The following is a 17,359-nucleotide window of genomic DNA, read 5'->3' on the forward strand; positions in this document are numbered from 1 at the left end:
AGAACCATGCAACAGATCATTTTGATAACCGGAGCCTCAAGCGGCTTTGGGGCACTGTCTGCCCGTGCGCTGGCCCATGCCGGGCATATCGTCTACGCCAGCATGCGCGACACTGCCGGGCGTAATGCCCCGCAGGTTGAGAGCCTGAATGAATATGCCGAACGGCACGGAGTTGCTCTACGAGCCGTTGAGCTGGACGTACTTTCTCAGGCATCAGCGGACGAAGCCGTTGCGCATATTATTGCCGAACAAGGCAGGCTGGACGTTGTAGTTCATAATGCCGGGCATATGTCCTTCGGCCCGGCCGAAGCTTTCCTGCCGGAACAGTTTAGCCAGCTGTATGACATCAACGTGCTTGGCACTCAGCGGGTAAACCGAGCCGCGCTGCCGCAGTTGCGTAAACAGGGCAACGGCCTGCTGCTGTGGGTGGGAAGTAGCAGCACCAGAGGCGGCACCCCGCCTTATCTGGCGCCCTACTTTGCCGCAAAAGCAGCTATGGACGCCGTGGCGGTCAGCTACGCCGCAGAGCTGAGCCGCTGGGGAATTGAAAGCTCGATTCTGGTTCCCGGCGCGTTTACCAAAGGCACCAATCACTTCCTGCATTCCGGCAAACCTGCTGATAGCGAGCGCGAACTGGAGTATACCCGGCAAGGCCCAACCGCCGGACTGGAAGATGAAGCCTTGAAGGGGCTTGCCGCCTGCGAGCCGGAAGATGCTGACGTAGCAGATGTTGCCGCCGCGATGGTTGATATTGTCAATGCGCCTTACGGAAAGCGCCCGTTCCGGGTACACGTTGACCCTTCCGATGACGGTGCCGCGGTAGTCAATGCGGTGGCGGACCGCATTCGCAAAGAGTTTTTACAGCGCATAGGTCTGGGGGATCTGCTGGTAACACATCGGCCAGCTTCTGTTTAAACCATAATCGCGGCCCCACTGTTTAAGACGCCGGGGCCGCATCAAGCAGACTCTTTATGCGCACACTCACTTTTTTACTTAGCGGCTTTTTACTCTCCGCCGCCTGCTATTTGCTTATCAGATTGTTTACGCCCGTCTACCCACCCGCCCCGGTAATTATCGCCCGAGGCTTCGCCGTGCTGTGGTGCGCTATCGCCGCCGTCAATATGCTCTTTGGCGTAATTAAAGCGGGATACGGATGGGGTGAAGAAGCGGTTATTTTCATGATTATCTTCGCCCTGCCGGTTGTTCCCCTGCTGTGGGTCGCGGAGAGTTGATCAAGACACCAGCCCGTTAACAAAGTCCAGCAAAGCGCGGGTTTTGGCGGGAACGTGGTGACGTGAAGGATAGTATGCATACAGGGGGAAGCGGTGATCTGACCAAAGCGGGAACAGCGGTTTCAGCCGCCCGGAAGCGATGTACTCCTCGCTCCCCAGTTCAAAAATTTGCGCCACGCCAAGCCCCGCAAGGCAGGTACTTAACACGGTTTCGGCATCGTTCACCGTGAGCCGCCCCTGGGGCTGGATCATCAGTTTTTCCCTGTTGCGATGAAACTCCCAGCGGAAAGGTTTTCCGGTTGTCGGTTCCCGGAACAGAATGCAGCGATGGGCGTTTGTTTCCAGCTCCTGCGGCTCTTGCGGTGTGCCAAAACGGCGCAAATAATCAGGCGATGCCATAGCGATAACACGCGTTTCGAACAGTTTTCTGGCTATCAGCGAAGAAGACTGTGGGTGGCCGAAGCGAAGCGCCAGGTCGAAACCCTCAGAAATCAGGTCGCCCAGCTCATCACGGCTGCGTAGCTCAATCTCCAGCTCTGGGTGAGCATCCATAAACGCGCCCAGCCTCGGCCCAAGGATCTGGCTTGCAAACAGCGGATCGACGTTAACGCGCAGGCGGCCACGAATTTTTTGCGCATCGCCCGCTGCGCCGCCGGTCACTTCGGCAAGCTCGGCCAGAAGCGGCATCACCTGCTGGTAAAATTCCCGACCTTCATCGGTCAGCCGAACGGAGCGCGTAGTGCGCTCAAAAACCCGGATGCCCAACCTGGCCTCAAGCCGTGCAATCGCCCTGCTGACGCCGGATTGGGACATATCCAGCACTTCGGCAGCTGCACCAAAACTCAGCGTATCAACGACCGCCGCCATGACATCCACGCCTTCCAGCAGTTGGGAACTTAATACCCTCATTGATGCGCCTTAATCATAAGTCTTATGTCTTTCATGCTATCGCATTCTGAACGTCGGAACCGCAAAATTCTCTCGTCATCTCGACCCGCTCACATTTTCAGGATGCTTTTATGCAATCAGGTACTTCCCATACCCATTCAGACGCACATCATCATGCGGGGAAAATCTCCCGCTCACGCAGTATCGCTGCGGTGCTGGCGCTTAGCCTCGGCTGTTTTTCATTTGTCAGTACCGAGCTGATGCCGGTCGGCGTGCTGCCCGGCATGGCCGCCGGGCTTAACGTTTCGCTTAGCGTTGCCGGTTATCTGGTAACAATTTTCGCCTTTATGGTGGCATTAACCGCCGCCCCGCTCACCGGCCTGCTCGGGCACATTAACCGCAAGGCGCTGATGGCCGGGCTGCTGGCCGCCTGCTTTGCCGGTAACTTGATAACCTATCTGGCCGTAGATTACTTCGTGGTGTTTATTGGCCGCATTCTGATAGCGGCGGCCATCGGCGTCTTCTGGTCTACCGCCGTTGTCACCGCGGTCCATTTGGTTGCATCACGCAATGCGGTTAAAGCTACTTCGGTAGTGTTTGGGGGCGTTTCTCTGGCTACGGTGCTTGGCGTACCGGCAGGCACAATGCTGGGTGAACTCTACGACTGGCGAGCGGTGTTTGCCGCGCTCTGCTTCCTCTGCCTGGTGGTGTTTACCCTTATTGTCTGGTCAGTTCCTGCGGTACGTATAGCAAAATCAGCAAAACGTGGGGCGATGTTAGCCGTATTTAAAAGCCGCGCTTTACTGGCCGTTTTTGGTATTACCGCGCTAGTCGTCACCGCTAATTTTCTCGCCTACACCTATATCGCGCCCTTTCTTGAGCAGATGGCCGGGCAAAGCGGAGGGCAAATCAGCATGTTGCTGCTGGTCTACGGAGCCGCCGGCGTGATAACTAATTTTGCCATTGGCCCCTTTGCCGCCCGCTCGCCTCGAACAAGCCTTGGCATCGTCGCGCTGTTGTTCGCGGCAAGTCTTGCCTGCCTGAATATGGCCGCTGCCAGCCATACGGCAATTTTTATTACTATCGCGTTTTGGGGAGCGGCATATGGCGCCCTGCCGGTGCTGCTGCAAACCCTGGTGTTTAAAGAGGCATCACGCCTGGAAGGCGGCGCGGATGCGGCAACATCAGTCAACGTGTCGGTGTTTAACGCCGCTATTGGCCTCGGTTCGCTGATTGGCGGATTGATGATAAACCTTACCGGGATCCGCCCTATTCCTTACGTGGCCGCCGCTTTCGCGCTGGCCGGACTGCTGGCTGTAGTTATTAGCCGGGAAGGTAAACAGACATCGTAAAGATTTAAATAATCAGCGTTTTGTTAAATCGCTAGCCGGTAAACAAATGTTATATATCACAATGTTTTCTTCATTGAGGATTTGCGATATGGATATCATCGGCATTTTTCGTTCCGCCCCTGTACACAAAGTTTTGTCTGAGACTGAATCAAAAATATCAGCCTCTGCAAAAAATATGATGTTGGCTCTGAAAAGCGTTAAGAATGATGCAAATGCAAAGGGCATCAAAGTTGAAAGGATGTATGAAAAAACAGAGTCAAGCGCCAGGAAATTAATTAAAAACACTGCGAGAGGTGATATAAAAGCCGCATTAAAAGATGTGAAGGTTTATGAGAAACGCTCTGGCAAATTATTTGAGAACATTGGCAACCCTTTTTATAAGGCAAATATCTCTGTCGCCGAGCGCGAACGTCTGTTTATCACTACGTCATTATATAAACTGCACTACAAAAATTAAATCTTAGTACCCGGCCAGGCAAGGTTTTAACGCGCCTGGCTTGTCATTTTTTTGTCATTTCCCCGTCAGCAGTTTGTTGGCCTTCGGCGGCTACATTGGCTCATGAACCCCTTTGTTGAACCCCGAGGATTGAACATGAAACTGCGTCATCTCTCTACCATCGCTTCCCTTGTCCTGGCCGCTCTTAGCGCCACCGCCGCACATGCCGACACGGCAACATCCCAGGAAGTGAAAAACATCGTTCTGGTACACGGCCTGTTTGCCGACGGCTCAAGCTGGGGCAAGATCATCCCGCTGTTGCAGGCCAAAGGGCTGCACGTCACGGCGGTGCAGAACCCAACCACCTCCCTGGATAACGACGTAGCGGCGGTAAAACGCGCCCTCGCGCAGCAAAATGGCCCGGTCATTCTGGTTGCCCATTCTTACGGCGGCATGGTCATCAGCCAGGCAGGCGACGAGCCGGAAGTGAAAGGCCTGGTTTATATTGCCGCCCGCGCCCCTGACGCAGGGGAAGATTACCCGGCGCTCACTAAAAAATATCCAGCGGCTCCAGCTTCGGCGGGCCTGAAGTGGAATGACGACGGCTATGGCGCGTTGTCTGAATCAGCCTTCATTCACGATTTCGCTGGCGACCTGCCGGAGAAAGAAGCTGAGTCTTACTACGCGGTACAGCAGCCGATGGGCAAGGCAGTCACCATGGCAAAAACCACCGTTGCCGCCTGGCATGACAAACCAACCTGGTACGCGGTGTCCACCGAAGACCGCACTATTAACCCGGATCTGGAACGTTTTATGGCTAAGCGCATGCATGCCCAAACCATCGAGCTGAAGTCCAGCCATGTGTCGCTGATTTCCCAGCCGGAAGCAGTCGCCAGCATGATTATGAAAGCCGCACACGTACCGGGCTACTAAGTTATAATCTCGGGATTGGGGCGGTCTCCACGCCCTTTTCTCTCCTTATTACGGGATTGCCGCCGCTTGAAAATCCTCATAATTGAAGACGAAGCTAAAACCGCAGCCTATCTGGTCAGCGGGCTTAATGAAGCGGGCTATACCGCCGACTGGGCCGCTAACGGGATCGATGGCCTGCACCTGGCGCGCGAATCGGCCTACGATCTTATTTTGCTCGACGTGATGCTGCCGGAAATGAACGGCTGGACGGTGATGGAGCGCCTGCGCGCCCACAGCCAGACGCCGGTGCTGTTCCTCAGCGCACGAGGCACGCTGGAAGACCGCCTTCGCGGGCTGGGTCTGGGGGCCGACGAGTATCTGGTTAAACCCTTTTCATTTGCCGAACTGCTGGCAAGAATTCGCATTATTCTGCGCCGCGGTTTACCGGCCGCCGAGTCTGAAGAGGTGTTGTCACTTGCCGATTTAACGGTAGATGTGGCTAAGTTTCGCTGCGAACGCGCGGGCAAACGCATCACCCTGACCAATAAAGAATTTAAGCTGCTGGTCTGTTTCCTACAGCATCCGGGCCAGGTGCTGTCCCGCACGTTCCTGGCCTCCCGAGTCTGGGATATGAACTTCGATAGCGACACCAACGTGGTTGACGTGGCGGTACGCAGGCTGCGGCAAAAAGTGGACGATCCTTTCCCCCTGCGACTGATCCACACGGTTCACGGCGTGGGCTACCGCTGTGAGACAGAATCATGAGGCGTGCTTCTCTCACTTTTCGCCTTGCGGTGCTGCTGGCGGCTTTCTCTTTTGTTGCCTTCACCGTGATGGGCGGCGCGCTGTATTACGCGCTTCGCCAGCAGCTATCGATTCGTGACGATGCGGCGCTGGTTTCCCGCGTTGACCAGATTAGTACGCTGCTGCGCGACCTTGATGCTCAGCAACTGATCCGTGAAAAGCCGCACCTGTTTGCCAATATGCTCGGGAATACCGAGTCGCTGCTGGTGGTTCGCTACGTTGGCGGCGCGACGTTATTAGAAGTGAACCCGATGCAGCGCGATATCCCGTCCGTGACTCCCGTACCCGCTAACCAGCGGCTGACGCTTGAGGCGGTGCATCATGCCAATACCCAGGACGGCACGCCGATGGTTTATATGGCGGCCGTTAGTCCGTCGGCCAATAATCTGCCGCCGCTGGAGATCCTGTCAGCCAGAGTGCTGGCCGACCGCACCCATATTCTTGAAGAGTATCGCAATAAAATTATTCTTTTTGCCTCGATGATGGCGGCGATCTCCGTGGTGCTGGCGGTGATTTTTGCACGCCGCGGCGTTTCGCCGCTGCGCAGACTTGCCGAGCGAACGGCGCAGATCGGGACCGGAACGCTCTCCTCACGCCTGAACAAAGACGATCTCCCGCCCGAACTGGACACGCTTATCGACCAGTTTAATGCCATGCTTGCGCGGCTCGAGCGTGGATTCCAGCAGTTAAAACAGGTCAGCGCCGATATGGCTCACGATCTCCGAACGCCGATAACCACTCTGCTGGGGCAAACAGAAGTTGGCCTGGGAGCCGCGCGTGATAATGACTATTACCGGCGGCTGCTCGGCTCAAATTTTGAAGAGTTGCAGCGCATGTCGCGGATGATTGACAACATGCTGTTTCTGGCTCAGGCGGAACAGCCCGACCAGGAAATTGAGCGTGGTAATATCGACGTAAGCGACGAAATTGGCCGCATTTGCGAATACTTTGAAGATCTCGCCGCCGACCGGGAAGTGACGATTCAGACCCGCGGCAACGGGCTGGTATACGCCGATGCCCTGCTGCTGCGCAGAGCGCTGGCCAACCTGCTTTCCAACGCGGTGCGCTACGCCAGCCCGGAAAGCCAGATTGAAATTAGCGCCACATCCACGGCAGAGGGAATGGAAATTCTTGTCACCAACCACGGGGAAACTATCACCCCATCACACCAGGAACGCATCTTCGACCGCTTTTACCGCGCCGACCCGTCCCGTAACGACTCGGCGCACTCCAGCGGCCTCGGGCTGTCTATCGTGAATTCGATCATGCTGCTGCATCAGGGGCGCTGCTGGGTTGAAAGCCGTGACGGTGTCACTACTTTTGGCCTGCGGTTTCCCGACTCAAAACGGTAGCTATTTGCGCCGACGAAGCAGCTTAGCTGGCAGATAACGCTGGAGGGGCTGCGGCGATGCCCCCTCGATAAGCTGGCTAATCAGGTCATAGCAGTGGAAAGCGAGCTGGCGATTATCCTGCTGAATAGTATCGATGCGAACCGAGAGAGAGTCATACAGGTAATGGTCGTCGAAGCTTGCCAGATGGATGTCGCTGTCCAGCAAATTATGCTGACTCATATAGCGCAGCACCCCTTCAAGCAGGCCACATGCCGCGGTGAATAACGCTTTTGGCGGCCTGCCAAGCTGCGCGCAAAGCGCCGCAAACTGTTCATAACCCGAGCTGGGATGATAGTTGCCGTGAATTATCCATTCCGGGCGTAGCGTTACGCCCGCGCGGGCCAGCCCCTGAGTGAATCCCTCAAGGCGGTCGCGGGTTGGCGAGAGGCGCGGCTGCCCGCCAAGAAAATAGATTTCATCGCTATGCGCTCTGGCGATTGGCTCAATCAGGTCGGCGGTTGGCTGGATTGAGTCGGTGATAACCAGCGGCAGCGCGCTGTCGTTCATATGGCGGTCAAACAGCACAACCGGCAGCTGCTCGCTCAGCTTATGGTAGTCCGCCGCCGTCAGCATACTGGAAGCCACAATCAGGCCGTCAACCTGGCGGGCAATCATATTACTGACCACCATGTTTTCCTGACCTGGGTTTTCATCAGTACAGGAGATAAGCAGCTGCACGCCTGCCTCGCGGCACAGCATTTCAAGCTCGTGGGAGAAAACAGCAAAACCGTAGTTGGTTATCTCAGGCACCACCAGGCCAATGGTGTGGCTACGGTCGTCGCGCAGGGAACGCGCGTGAATGCTCGGCTGGTAATGTTGTTGTTGCGCAATAGTCATGACGCGTTCACGGGTTACCTGAGCCACCCGCAGCTCCTTGCCTCGCCCATTTAATACCAGGCTGGCGGTAGCCTTTGAGACGCCCGCCAGTTCAGCAATATCTTTAATCGTGACGCGTTTGTTTTTTTTCACAGCGCAACCGTGGCAGTTAATCCAAACCGCTATTCTACCATGGCGGAACGCAGCGACCAGTAGCGCAACGTGACTTCAGACGCACCGCTGAAACAGACCCGTGATGGATGCTGCGGAAAATAGCGGTTACTCATCACGCCTTCACCCTGATTGATAAAAATTTCGACGCTGGAGCTGTCACAAAGAACTTGTAGAGATGAGACGGTTCCTTTCCAGTAGCGAGAAAGCCACTCGCCGGAAGCGAGGCTGCGTCGTTGCAGCGTCACCCCCTGCTCGTTGATGCTCAGCTTTAAAGCCCCGCCAAAATCCATATCCAGGCTCCCGCATATGTCTACCAGCAGCTCCAGCCGTAGCGCATCGAGGGATGGCGCTTCACCTGCAATACCTTGCCAAAACTGCTCTTCTTCACGTAGAGCCGCCAGCTCGGCGATGGGCCGCTGGTACAGCCTCCCGTTTTGTAGCGTAAGTTCTCTCAGGCAGGTCATCTGATGGATCCAGCCGTTGGCCAGCGTTGGCTGCAACATCTCCTCCCCGTCCGGCACGCCCATCCAGCCAACCAGTAGGCGACGGCCGTCCGGTGCCTGCGCCGTTTGTGGCGCATAGAATTCAAAACCGGCATCTAATTCGTTTAGCTCCCCGTGCCTGAAGCTCGCGGTTGCGTAATCAAAGTCGCCGATTAAACAGGTCGCGGGGTAAACATTAAGAAAGCGCTCCGACTCGCGGGCGATGCCCTGGGGGCAGCAGATCAATACATGCCTGCCGCCAAGCTCAAACAGGTCCGGGCATTCCCACATGTAACCCGCATCGTCGAGGCCGTTAATGCCGTTCCCGGCGATTTCCCCTTCAGACTCCCAGGCGTGCAGGTCAGGCGATGAGAAGAGTAACACTTTTCCCCGTTTGTCCTGGTCCTGCGCGCCCAGCACCATGTACCAGCGCCCGTTATGCTGCCACACTTTCGGGTCACGAACGTGGCCGGTATAGCCTTCGGGCAGGGCCAGCACCGGGCCAATTTTATCAAACTCACCGCGCTCATTTTCAACGGCCAGGCACTGCCAGGCGGTGCGTCCGCCGTCATCAAATTTCACGTTTCCGGTGTAGCAGAGCGTAAGCCTGCCCTTATTATCAACCGCGCTGCCGGAATAGCAGCCGTTGCGGTCGTAATCTTGACCCGGCATCAGCGCCAAAGGTTCGTGCCGCCAGTGCAGTAAATCAGCCGAGCTCCAGTGCCCCCAGCATTTGTATTTATGATCGGGGGCCAGCGGGTTCCACTGGTAAAACAGATGCCAGCGCCCGGAAAACCACACAAATCCGTTCGGGTCATTCATCAGCCCGGTTACCGGCGCGTGGTGCCAGCGCGGATAGTGCTCGTCCCGCAGCGCACGCGTTTGCCCTTTCATTACGGCCTGCAAAATGGCAGGCATGCTGGAGGATTGCGTCATTATTCAGAGTCCGTGTTGTACTTCAGCAGCAGTGAAATGATAAACGCCACGCCAAAGGCGATAGCCATCCCGATGATGTAGTTAAGCAGCGAGCTTGCCTGAACAATTGCCATACCGGGCAGCGCGGTTAAGCCAACCGCCGTCATATAAACGTGAACCGAAACGACCCAGGCTCCGCCCGCCGCACCGCCGATAAGCGCAGCAATAAACGGTTTAACAAAGCGCAGGTTGATGCCAAAGATAGCGGCTTCGGTTATTCCCAGCATCGCCGAAAACGCGGAAGGCAGCGTAATAGCCTTAATTTTTACGTCTTTGGTTTTAAACCAAACCGCCAGGCAGGCACCGCCCTGCGCTACGTTGGCCATCGCCCAGATAGGCAGCAGGAAGTTTACGCCAATAGATGGATTCCCCAGCAGACCCGCTTCGATAGCGTGGAAGCTATGGTGGATGCCGGTTATCACGATAACCGAGTAAAGCCCGCCGAACAGTAACCCTGCCAGCCAGCCCGCGTGAGCAATCAGAGTGCTGAGCACCAGAGAAATTCCGTCGCCAAGCGCTCGCCCGGCCGGACCAATAATCAATAGTGCGATAAAGCCGGAAATAATAACGGTGAGGAAAGGCGTCAGAATAAGATCCAGCGCGTCCGGAATCACGCGGCGCAGCTGTTTTTCAACAATACTCATAAACCACACCGCCAGCAGCACCGGGAACACCGTGCCCTGGTAGCCAATCATCGCCACTTCCAGCCCGAAGAAGTTCATGGTGTGGAACCCGGCGGCAACGCCCCAGGCGTTGGTTAACGCGGGATGGGTAAGAATGCCGCCCAGGGTTGCCCCGAGATACGGGTTGCCGCCAAATTCCCTCGCGGCGGTAAAACCGATCAGGATCGGTAAGATAATAAATGCCGCCGAGCTGCACATATCCAGCATGATATACAGCGCATTTTCCGGGTTGGCCCAGCCGTAGGTTTTAACCATCCCAAGCAGCCCCATCAGCAAACCGGAGGCAACAATGGCCGGGATGATAGGTACAAAGATATTCGACAGCAGGCGCGCTATACGCTGGAACGGGTTCAGTTTTTTAGCCGCAAGATTAGCCGCTTCGGATTTACTGGATTCGGCAATACCGGCGGTTTCGATAAAGGCTGCATACACCTTATTCACTACCCCGGTACCAAAGATAATCTGCATCTGGCCGGCATTGCGGAAGCAGCCTTTTACCCCTTCTACTTTTCCTATTGCCTGCTGGTCGGCCAGTGAATCATCCACCAGAACCAGGCGCAGACGAGTGGCACAGTGGGCCGCACTGCCGATATTCTCCTTGCCTCCCAAAAGCGGTAAAAGCTCGTGGGCAATTTTCTTGAAATCCATAGTAACCTCTAAAACTTTATTGTTATTAATCGACTCTCCCGCCGCAGCGGGAGGTAGATGGGTTAAAACCAGGTTTCCATCTGCACGCCAAAGTTCCATTCCCCACCGGCGTTAAAGCCGCTGCTGCCGAAGGCGTCGTTGCTGGCGTAGTTGTCCAGCTTGCTGCTCCAGTCCATCCAGGTGGCAAACAGGCGCAGCTCAGGGCGGCTGAAGAAATCCCCGATGCTGCCTGCTTTCAGGGTCGGTGCGAAGGTCAGCTTGTAGAAGCTGCCGTTAACCGCATTGCGCTCCTTATAGCCCTCGGGCTTTAAGTCCATATACTGATAGCTGCCTTCGAAAGCCAGGGCAAAGTTCTGGGTCACTTCTTTTATCAGGCGGGCATTCAGGGTTGCCCACTGATAGCTGTCGCCTTTCACATAGCGGTCTTTACTGCTTTGCGCCAGCAGCGCCGGAGCGATATGCCACCCGTTACCGATTGGCGTTACGCCAAAGCTTGCAAACCGCCAGGTATTTGCCTCAGACAATAGCGCGCCGTCTGAGCCAATGCCTTTAACTTCAGCCCCAAGTCCATGCCCGTAAAGCAGCGCGGTTTTAGCCGTGCCGTCACGCAGTCCGTAGAAGCTTTCGTTATGTAGGCCAAGCAAAGTGTGCACACCGTTATTAGCCGCCTCTTTCTGAATAAGTTCGCCGCTGGCGTCTTTGCGGTCGTCGTTATCTTTAGCGCGCAACCCGGTGACCATCAGCTGGAACGGTCCGGCAAAGTGATTCATGGTTAGCATGTAGTTTTGAACGGTATTGCCCGTATCTTCGAGACTGCCGAAGTTGCGGCCATATACAGCAAAGTTACTACGCAGGCTGTCGTTCCACTTCACGTCATACACACCGCCGCCGGTCCCGGCAAGAAACACCACGTCGGAGTCCAGCCAGTGGATATCGAAATTATCGCGGTCGAAGCGTTTACCCGCCCACCAGGTGCTGCCCTTCAGCGGCCCGTCCAGCCCCGGCAGGTTTCCCAACTCCGCAAAGGCCTGGCGAATATTGAGATCGCTCGAGTCCGCCGACCAGTCGTTATAGGTTTTTTGCCCGTCTGCCAGCATCGCCTTAAAGCGCGTAGTCGCGCCATTATCCAGCGTTTGGTGATGCTCAAGATTCAGCTCGACGTAAGTATCGGCCTCATTACCCAGGCGGCCAATTGCGCCGCCGGTTTCTCCTGCCGGAGTCAAATAAGGCCCGCTTTTACTACTGGAGGCAGAGTCGTTCATCAGCAGCCCGGAACGCGCATAGCCATGAAACTCAAAGCCACTCGCCTTATCGGCCTTGCTTTCAAGCTTTGCGGTGCGTTGAGCAACCTCCTCTGTGGAAGCCTGGGTTTGCTGCTGCCGGGCTGCAAGCTGCTGCGCCTTTTTCTCCGCTATCGCAGCGCGGCTCTCTGCCGCCTGTGCCCTGCTTTCCGCATCCTGCAAACGCTGTTCCAGCGCGGCAAGACGGGATTCAATGGTGTTTAAGTCCGTAGTAGCCTGGGCGGAGGCCGTTCCAATAAGCAGCGCTATCATCACCGCCAGTTTGCTTTTCTGGTACATGTTTGTCGTTTCCCTGAGAGGCTGGTGCCATTTGTAATTTTGCTAAACCGGTTTAGTTGAAAAATCTTAACCAAGCATAAAGAGGCGGATCAATGAATTTTGCTAAACCGATTTAGTAAATGTGACAAACACGACAAACAGAATATATTTACAGCAGTTTCTCAACCTCTTCGCGGTGAGGAAGCGCCGTCATTGCGCCTTTGGCTGTGGTCGCCAGCGCGCCGCATAGCTGGGCAAGCTCAATGGTCTGCGCAAGCTGCCCGGTGTTTTCCGGCATTCCCCTGGCAGCCAGCGCGTTCAGCAACCCGCCCACGAATGCGTCGCCCGCACCGGTGGTATCCACGCAAACCACTGGCCGGGCGGCGAAGTGATGAACTTCTCCCCGATAACTGGCCATTACGCCCTCTTTACCCAGGGTGACCAGCAGCAGTTCCGTGTTGTAGCGGCTCGCCAGCTTTTCAATGCCCGCCCGCAGGTCAGCCTGCCCGCTGATGAACACCAGTTCCTCTACGGACAGCTTAACCACGTCTGCCAGCAGCAGCGCGCGGGTGAGGCACGCCTGTAGCTCGGCGCTATCGTGCCAAAGATCGGGGCGAATATTGGGGTCGAAGCTGACTTTGCCCGCGGCCTTTTTTATCTGTTCCATTGCGCCAAAGGTGGTGGCCCTGCTCGGCTCCGCGCTCAGGGCTATAGAGCAGGTGTGCAGCCACTGGCCGCGTTTAAACGGCGGCAAATCGGCAGGTTCGAGGAAAAGATCGGCGCTCGGGCGGACCATAAAGGTGAAGCTACGCTCGCCTTGCTCATCGAGACTGACAACCACGGTTGAGGTGCGATGTTGTGCATCGGCATGCATAAACGTTGTATCGACCTTCTCACTCGCCAGCGTTTTCCTCATAAAACGACCGAAGGGATCGTCGCCCACGCGGCCAATAAATCCGCTGCTGCCGCCGAGGCGAGCAATACCCACCGCTACGTTAGCCGGTGCGCCACCGGGGCATTGTAATAATCTTCCGTTGCCGTCCGGCAGCAGGTCAACAACCGCATCGCCCAGCACCCAAACATGTGCGCTCATGGTTCCTCCATCTGTAAGCTAAATATTGCTAAACTGTTTTAGCTATTTAAGCACACTCTGATTACGCTCAGAAACAAAATTCCTGATGATTTGAGGACTTGTGTAACCAAAGTTCTTGGACAGGCTGTGTCAGATGCGGTACCGCTGTGCCATAATATCGCGCGACAACTCACCGAATGAGCCTTACGGCAAGACATTACGTCGAAAAAAAGAGTATGCACATGGACATCAAACCAAAAAAACATCGCTCGCTTTATATCCCTTACGCCGGACCCGTTTTACTCGAATTCCCCCTACTCAACAAAGGCAGCGCTTTTAACATTGAAGAGCGCCGTAACTTCAACCTGCTCGGGCTGCTGCCTGCCGTTGTTGAAACCATTGAAGAGCAGGCCGAACGCGCCTGGATCCAGTACCAAGGCTTCAAGACCGAAATTGATAAGCATATCTACCTGCGTAATATCCAGGACACTAACGAAACGCTGTTCTATCGCCTGGTAGAGAACCATCTCGAAGAGATGATGCCGGTGATTTACACCCCGACCGTTGGCGCGGCGTGTGAGCGTTTCTCCGAAATTTACCGTCGCTCCCGCGGCGTGTTTATCAATTATGAAAATCGTCACCATATGGACGATATTCTGCAGAATGTGCCGAACCACAACATTAAAGTCATCGTGGTGACCGACGGCGAACGTATTCTTGGCCTGGGCGACCAGGGCATCGGCGGGATGGGTATTCCTATCGGCAAACTCTCGCTCTACACCGCGTGCGGCGGCATTAGCCCGGCTTATACCCTGCCGGTCGTGCTGGATGTCGGCACCAACAACCAGCAGTTGCTCAACGATCCTCTGTATATGGGTTCTCGCCATCCGCGTATTACCGGCGACGAATACTACGAGTTCGTTGATGAGTTTATTCAGGCCGTGCGCCACCGCTGGCCGGATGTGCTGTTGCAGTTCGAAGATTTCGCGCAGAAAAACGCCATGCCGCTGCTGACTCGTTACCGGGATGAGATCTGCTCGTTTAACGATGATATTCAGGGCACCGCTGCTGTTACCGTTGGCACGCTGATCGCCGCTAGCCGCGCGGCTGGCAGCCAGCTTAATCAGCAGAAAATCGTGTTCCTTGGCGCAGGTTCCGCAGGCTGCGGTATTGCCGAGCAAATCATCGCCCAGATGCAGCGTGAAGGCCTGAGCGAAGAAGCCGCCCGCAGCAATGTATTTATGGTTGACCGTTTTGGCCTGCTGACAGACAACATGCCTAACCTGCTGTCGTTCCAGACCAAACTGGTGCAAAACCGTGAGCACCTGGCTGACTGGGATCTCGAGAGCGAAGCTATTTCGCTGATGGATGTCGTGCGCAATGCTAAACCGAATATTCTGATTGGCGTTTCCGGCCAGACCGGCCTGTTCACCGAAGAAATTATCCGTGAAATGCACAAGCACTGCCCGCGCCCTATCGTGATGCCGCTGTCTAACCCAACTTCACGCGTGGAAGCCACGCCACAGGACATCATTACCTGGACCGACGGCAACGCTCTGGTTGCAACCGGTAGCCCGTTTGCACCGGTTGTCTGGAAGGATAAAACTTTCCCGATCGCCCAGTGTAACAACGCCTACATCTTCCCTGGCATCGGCCTCGGGGTGATTGCTTCAGGCGCGTCACGCATTACCGATGAGATGCTGATGGCGGCGAGCGAATCGCTGGCGCAGCACTCTCCTCTGCTGCAAAACGGTGAAGGTATGGTGTTGCCTGAGCTGAAAGATATTCAGAAAGTATCTCGCGATATCGCCTTTGCGGTAGCGAAAATTGCCCAGCAGCAAGGCGTGGCGGTTGTCACCTCTGCCGAAGCGCTGAAGCAGGCAATTGACGATAACTTCTGGCTGCCGGAATACCGCGACTATCGCCGTACTTCGATTTAATCGGCAGTGAACTGCTAAAACCCGCCTTTCATTCCGGCGGGTTTTTTATTGGATGATTTTAACCGTAAAATATAAGATCCAATTAATACATGCTATTTTCTGGTCGAACAACAAGCGATCCCAAAGATAATCAACACTAAAGTAATCATGTGATGTGCTTTCAGACTATCGCCGAGGAACAATATTCCCATAAGACCGCCTGATACAGGGATCAGATGAGTATATATTTCACTTCGGGTTGTACCGATAAGCGCCACACCTTTGTTCCAAAAAACATATGAGAGCCACGATGGGAATAAAATAAGATATAACATTCCTATTCCCTCCCCAACGGATCAGGCTTAAGGTATAGGGATCAATGTGCTGTACCAGCATATGGCCAACCACATAGTTACCGCCCCGGAAAATGGCCGCCAGAGTAAGGAATAAATACGCCATATATTTCTCTTTAATATATAATCATTTGCATTCCATTATTTTTAAATCAATCCTCTCAGGGTTAACAGTAACCAATCATAGTACCTTCTACGGTGCGTAATCTTAACAAGCCTTTATTATATGGAGAGCTTATTATGAAGCAGTAAAATAACTCTTGTTGAGATATTGTTCACATGAGGAATTTTTCAACCAATACGTTGATTATATGTAAAAATCATTACCGTGATGAATCGAAAGAAATGGCTGCAGATTGAAAACAACCCCTACTTACCAAATATTTGGCTTTCGGGACTGAATTACAGCGTAGCGTATATTAATTTTTGCTTAGCGAGTAGCTCAGCAATATCGGGTCGTCCGGCAGCTGGGTGAAGCGGGTAATGATTTGGTGATAATCCGCGGTCGGGTCGAGATCTTTTAACTGCTGCGGATATAGATCTTTGGCGAGGATTTCCATACCGATAATATTGTACGGATGATTATAGAAGTGGTGATAAACGCCATAAACCTTCCCTTCTTTCACCGGCTCAATGCTCTGGAAAGTCGGCCGTGCCAACAGTTTATTAAGAGCGACACTTACTTCCTGTTCGTTGCTGCCATAGCCAAACGGCAAAACGCTCGGGTTAGGACGTTTAGAGCCGGACATAATATAAACGTCCGGTTTCATGGCAATAATCTGCTCCATTGGCACAAAACCGGCGCTGCCAGGCAGCAGAGTGGAACCGATGTTTTTGCCGCCGACGGCCTCAACCAGTGCTCCCCAGCCGTTATGTCCGTGGGTGAAGCAGCAGTTTTCGCTGTTCCCGGCAATCGGTTCAATAAAGACCGTTGGCTTGTTTTTCACCCCGGCAGCGACCTTCTGGATAGTAGTCAGATGCTGCTGATAAAAGTCGGCATACTCTTTGGCGCGTTTTTCCTGGTTAAGCACCGTGCCTAACAGCGTCACGCTGTTAGCGGTGTTTTCCACAGGGTGCAGCTCGTAATCAACGAATACTACAGGGATATTGAGTTTTTTCAGCGATTTGATTACACCGGTCTGCTCGAGCGCAGGTTTAGCCCGCAATTGCGCAATCATCATGTCAGGCTGCTGCGCCAGCACGCTTTCAAGGTTCACTTCTCCCTGATCGCTAAAGCCCATATCGATAATTTTGCTTGCTTCCGGCCATTTACCCTTCAGCACATTCCAGGTCTGAGTATCCTGTTTTTTCGGCAGGTTATTCCACGCCACCACGCGTTTGAACGGGTCTTCCCTGTCCAGCAGCGCCAGCGAAAGAATATCTCGGCCATCCTGCAAAATAATGTGCTGTGGTTCTTTTTGGATAGTGATGCGCTGGTTATCCATATCGGTAACGGTGATGGGATAAGTCGTTGCGCCGCAGCCCGCCGAAGCCAGCAGTAACCCTGTCATAACAAAACTTGCTTTCATTGATGCTCTCCATGAGAAAGAGATTAGTTATTATTACTATTTATATTAATAAAGCCTTAACGCGCCCTCATCTGGCAAGTATTCAATGGTTTAATTTTATTACGTGACGGCGTCACTTCTTATCAATCCTAAAT

At 54.4% G+C, this 17,359-nt stretch carries 16 protein-coding genes; 8 read left to right on the top strand and 8 right to left on the bottom strand.

Translation table 11 applies throughout. The features are described 5' to 3' along the window. The first annotated feature begins 6 nt into the window (after positions 1-6). Complete coding sequence (locus FOC35_RS20045) at positions 7-915, top strand: SDR family NAD(P)-dependent oxidoreductase (protein ID WP_172569956.1); 909 nt, start codon at positions 7-9, stop codon at positions 913-915. A 56-nt stretch (positions 916-971) separates the two neighbouring features. Then, on the top strand, positions 972-1,232 hold the full coding sequence (locus tag FOC35_RS20050) for a hypothetical protein (protein ID WP_172569957.1): 261 nt from the start codon (positions 972-974) through the stop codon (positions 1,230-1,232). On the opposite strand, the gene FOC35_RS20055 is transcribed toward FOC35_RS20050, so the two are convergent. After that, a complete protein-coding gene (locus tag FOC35_RS20055) occupies positions 1,233-2,141 on the bottom strand; it encodes a LysR family transcriptional regulator (RefSeq protein WP_172569958.1) in 909 nt (302 codons plus the stop codon). A gap of 110 nt (positions 2,142-2,251) precedes the next feature. Between FOC35_RS20055 and FOC35_RS20060 the strand changes: the two genes are divergently transcribed. From FOC35_RS20060 to FOC35_RS20080, 5 genes are all read left to right on the top strand, one after another. After that, positions 2,252-3,472 carry an MFS transporter gene (locus FOC35_RS20060; RefSeq protein ID WP_254065320.1) on the top strand — a complete coding sequence of 407 codons (1,221 nt, stop codon included), beginning with the start codon at positions 2,252-2,254 and terminating at the stop codon, positions 3,470-3,472. 88 nt (positions 3,473-3,560) lie between these two features. Beyond that, positions 3,561-3,929 (top strand): hypothetical protein, encoded by a 369-nt coding sequence (locus FOC35_RS20065; protein WP_172569959.1) that lies wholly within the window; start codon positions 3,561-3,563, stop codon positions 3,927-3,929. A gap of 135 nt (positions 3,930-4,064) precedes the next feature. Further along, positions 4,065-4,841: an alpha/beta hydrolase gene (locus FOC35_RS20070; RefSeq protein WP_172569960.1), complete on the top strand. Its 777-nt coding sequence runs from the start codon at positions 4,065-4,067 to the stop codon at positions 4,839-4,841. 66 nt (positions 4,842-4,907) lie between these two features. Continuing rightward, positions 4,908-5,585, top strand: coding sequence for a heavy metal response regulator transcription factor (locus FOC35_RS20075; RefSeq protein ID WP_016536462.1), 678 nt, complete (start codon positions 4,908-4,910; stop codon positions 5,583-5,585). Next, positions 5,582-6,976: a heavy metal sensor histidine kinase gene (locus FOC35_RS20080; RefSeq protein ID WP_172569961.1), complete on the top strand. Its 1,395-nt coding sequence runs from the start codon at positions 5,582-5,584 to the stop codon at positions 6,974-6,976. The genes FOC35_RS20075 and FOC35_RS20080 overlap by 4 nt, the downstream gene beginning before the upstream one ends. Here the strand turns inward: FOC35_RS20080 and FOC35_RS20085 are convergent, their stop codons facing one another. The 5 genes from FOC35_RS20085 to FOC35_RS20105 all read right to left on the bottom strand — a co-directional run bounded on the left by FOC35_RS20085 (position 6,977) and on the right by FOC35_RS20105 (position 13,445). After that, positions 6,977-7,984, bottom strand: coding sequence for a LacI family DNA-binding transcriptional regulator (locus FOC35_RS20085; RefSeq protein WP_172569962.1), 1,008 nt, complete (start codon positions 7,982-7,984; stop codon positions 6,977-6,979). It abuts the gene before it with no gap. 29 nt (positions 7,985-8,013) lie between these two features. Further along, positions 8,014-9,423 (bottom strand): sucrose-6-phosphate hydrolase, encoded by a 1,410-nt coding sequence (locus FOC35_RS20090; protein WP_172569963.1) that lies wholly within the window; start codon positions 9,421-9,423, stop codon positions 8,014-8,016. Beyond that, the gene (locus tag FOC35_RS20095; protein WP_039898232.1) at positions 9,423-10,793 is read right to left on the bottom strand and encodes a sucrose-specific PTS transporter subunit IIBC; all 1,371 of its coding nucleotides are present in this window, start codon (positions 10,791-10,793) and stop codon (positions 9,423-9,425) included. The genes FOC35_RS20090 and FOC35_RS20095 overlap by 1 nt, the downstream gene beginning before the upstream one ends. A 62-nt stretch (positions 10,794-10,855) precedes the next feature. Further along, positions 10,856-12,373 (bottom strand): carbohydrate porin, encoded by a 1,518-nt coding sequence (locus tag FOC35_RS20100; RefSeq protein ID WP_172569964.1) that lies wholly within the window; start codon positions 12,371-12,373, stop codon positions 10,856-10,858. Between the two features lie 148 nt (positions 12,374-12,521). Beyond that, positions 12,522-13,445, bottom strand: coding sequence for an aminoimidazole riboside kinase (locus FOC35_RS20105; protein ID WP_172569965.1), 924 nt, complete (start codon positions 13,443-13,445; stop codon positions 12,522-12,524). A 221-nt stretch (positions 13,446-13,666) separates the two neighbouring features. Here FOC35_RS20105 and FOC35_RS20110 point away from each other — a divergent pair, with 221 nt between their 5' ends. Then, entirely contained in the window at positions 13,667-15,364 is a 1,698-nt protein-coding gene (locus FOC35_RS20110) for an NAD-dependent malic enzyme (protein ID WP_039898231.1), read from the top strand. 92 nt (positions 15,365-15,456) lie between these two features. Here FOC35_RS20110 and FOC35_RS20115 read toward each other — a convergent pair whose 3' ends face one another. Together FOC35_RS20115 and FOC35_RS20120 are read right to left on the bottom strand one after the other, a co-directional pair. Further along, a complete protein-coding gene (locus FOC35_RS20115; RefSeq protein ID WP_172569966.1) occupies positions 15,457-15,678 on the bottom strand; it encodes an EamA family transporter in 222 nt (73 codons plus the stop codon). Between the two features lie 437 nt (positions 15,679-16,115). Beyond that, positions 16,116-17,225 (bottom strand): ABC transporter substrate-binding protein, encoded by a 1,110-nt coding sequence (locus tag FOC35_RS20120; protein WP_172569967.1) that lies wholly within the window; start codon positions 17,223-17,225, stop codon positions 16,116-16,118. Positions 17,226-17,359 lie beyond the last annotated feature (134 nt).

The sequence above is a fragment of the Cedecea sp. FDAARGOS_727 genome, from assembly GCF_012273235.1.
In the GTDB taxonomy this organism is placed as follows: domain Bacteria; phylum Pseudomonadota; class Gammaproteobacteria; order Enterobacterales; family Enterobacteriaceae; genus Cedecea; species Cedecea davisae.

Bases quoted from the DNA above. Each gene is read 5' to 3' on its own strand.
- FOC35_RS20045 (WP_172569956.1), top strand. From the start codon at position 7: ATGCAACAGATCATTTTGATAACCGGAGCCTCAAGCGGCTTTGGGGCA.
- FOC35_RS20050 (WP_172569957.1), top strand. From the start codon at position 972: ATGCGCACACTCACTTTTTTACTTAGCGGCTTTTTACTCTCCGCCGCC.
- FOC35_RS20055 (WP_172569958.1), bottom strand. From the start codon at position 2,141: ATGAGGGTATTAAGTTCCCAACTGCTGGAAGGCGTGGATGTCATGGCG.
- FOC35_RS20060 (WP_254065320.1), top strand. From the start codon at position 2,252: ATGCAATCAGGTACTTCCCATACCCATTCAGACGCACATCATCATGCG.
- FOC35_RS20065 (WP_172569959.1), top strand. From the start codon at position 3,561: ATGGATATCATCGGCATTTTTCGTTCCGCCCCTGTACACAAAGTTTTG.
- FOC35_RS20070 (WP_172569960.1), top strand. From the start codon at position 4,065: ATGAAACTGCGTCATCTCTCTACCATCGCTTCCCTTGTCCTGGCCGCT.
- FOC35_RS20080 (WP_172569961.1), top strand. From the start codon at position 5,582: ATGAGGCGTGCTTCTCTCACTTTTCGCCTTGCGGTGCTGCTGGCGGCT.
- FOC35_RS20090 (WP_172569963.1), bottom strand. From the start codon at position 9,423: ATGACGCAATCCTCCAGCATGCCTGCCATTTTGCAGGCCGTAATGAAA.
- FOC35_RS20095 (WP_039898232.1), bottom strand. From the start codon at position 10,793: ATGGATTTCAAGAAAATTGCCCACGAGCTTTTACCGCTTTTGGGAGGC.
- FOC35_RS20100 (WP_172569964.1), bottom strand. From the start codon at position 12,373: ATGTACCAGAAAAGCAAACTGGCGGTGATGATAGCGCTGCTTATTGGA.
- FOC35_RS20105 (WP_172569965.1), bottom strand. From the start codon at position 13,445: ATGAGCGCACATGTTTGGGTGCTGGGCGATGCGGTTGTTGACCTGCTG.
- FOC35_RS20110 (WP_039898231.1), top strand. From the start codon at position 13,667: ATGGACATCAAACCAAAAAAACATCGCTCGCTTTATATCCCTTACGCC.
- FOC35_RS20115 (WP_172569966.1), bottom strand. From the start codon at position 15,678: ATGTTATATCTTATTTTATTCCCATCGTGGCTCTCATATGTTTTTTGG.
- FOC35_RS20120 (WP_172569967.1), bottom strand. From the start codon at position 17,225: ATGAAAGCAAGTTTTGTTATGACAGGGTTACTGCTGGCTTCGGCGGGC.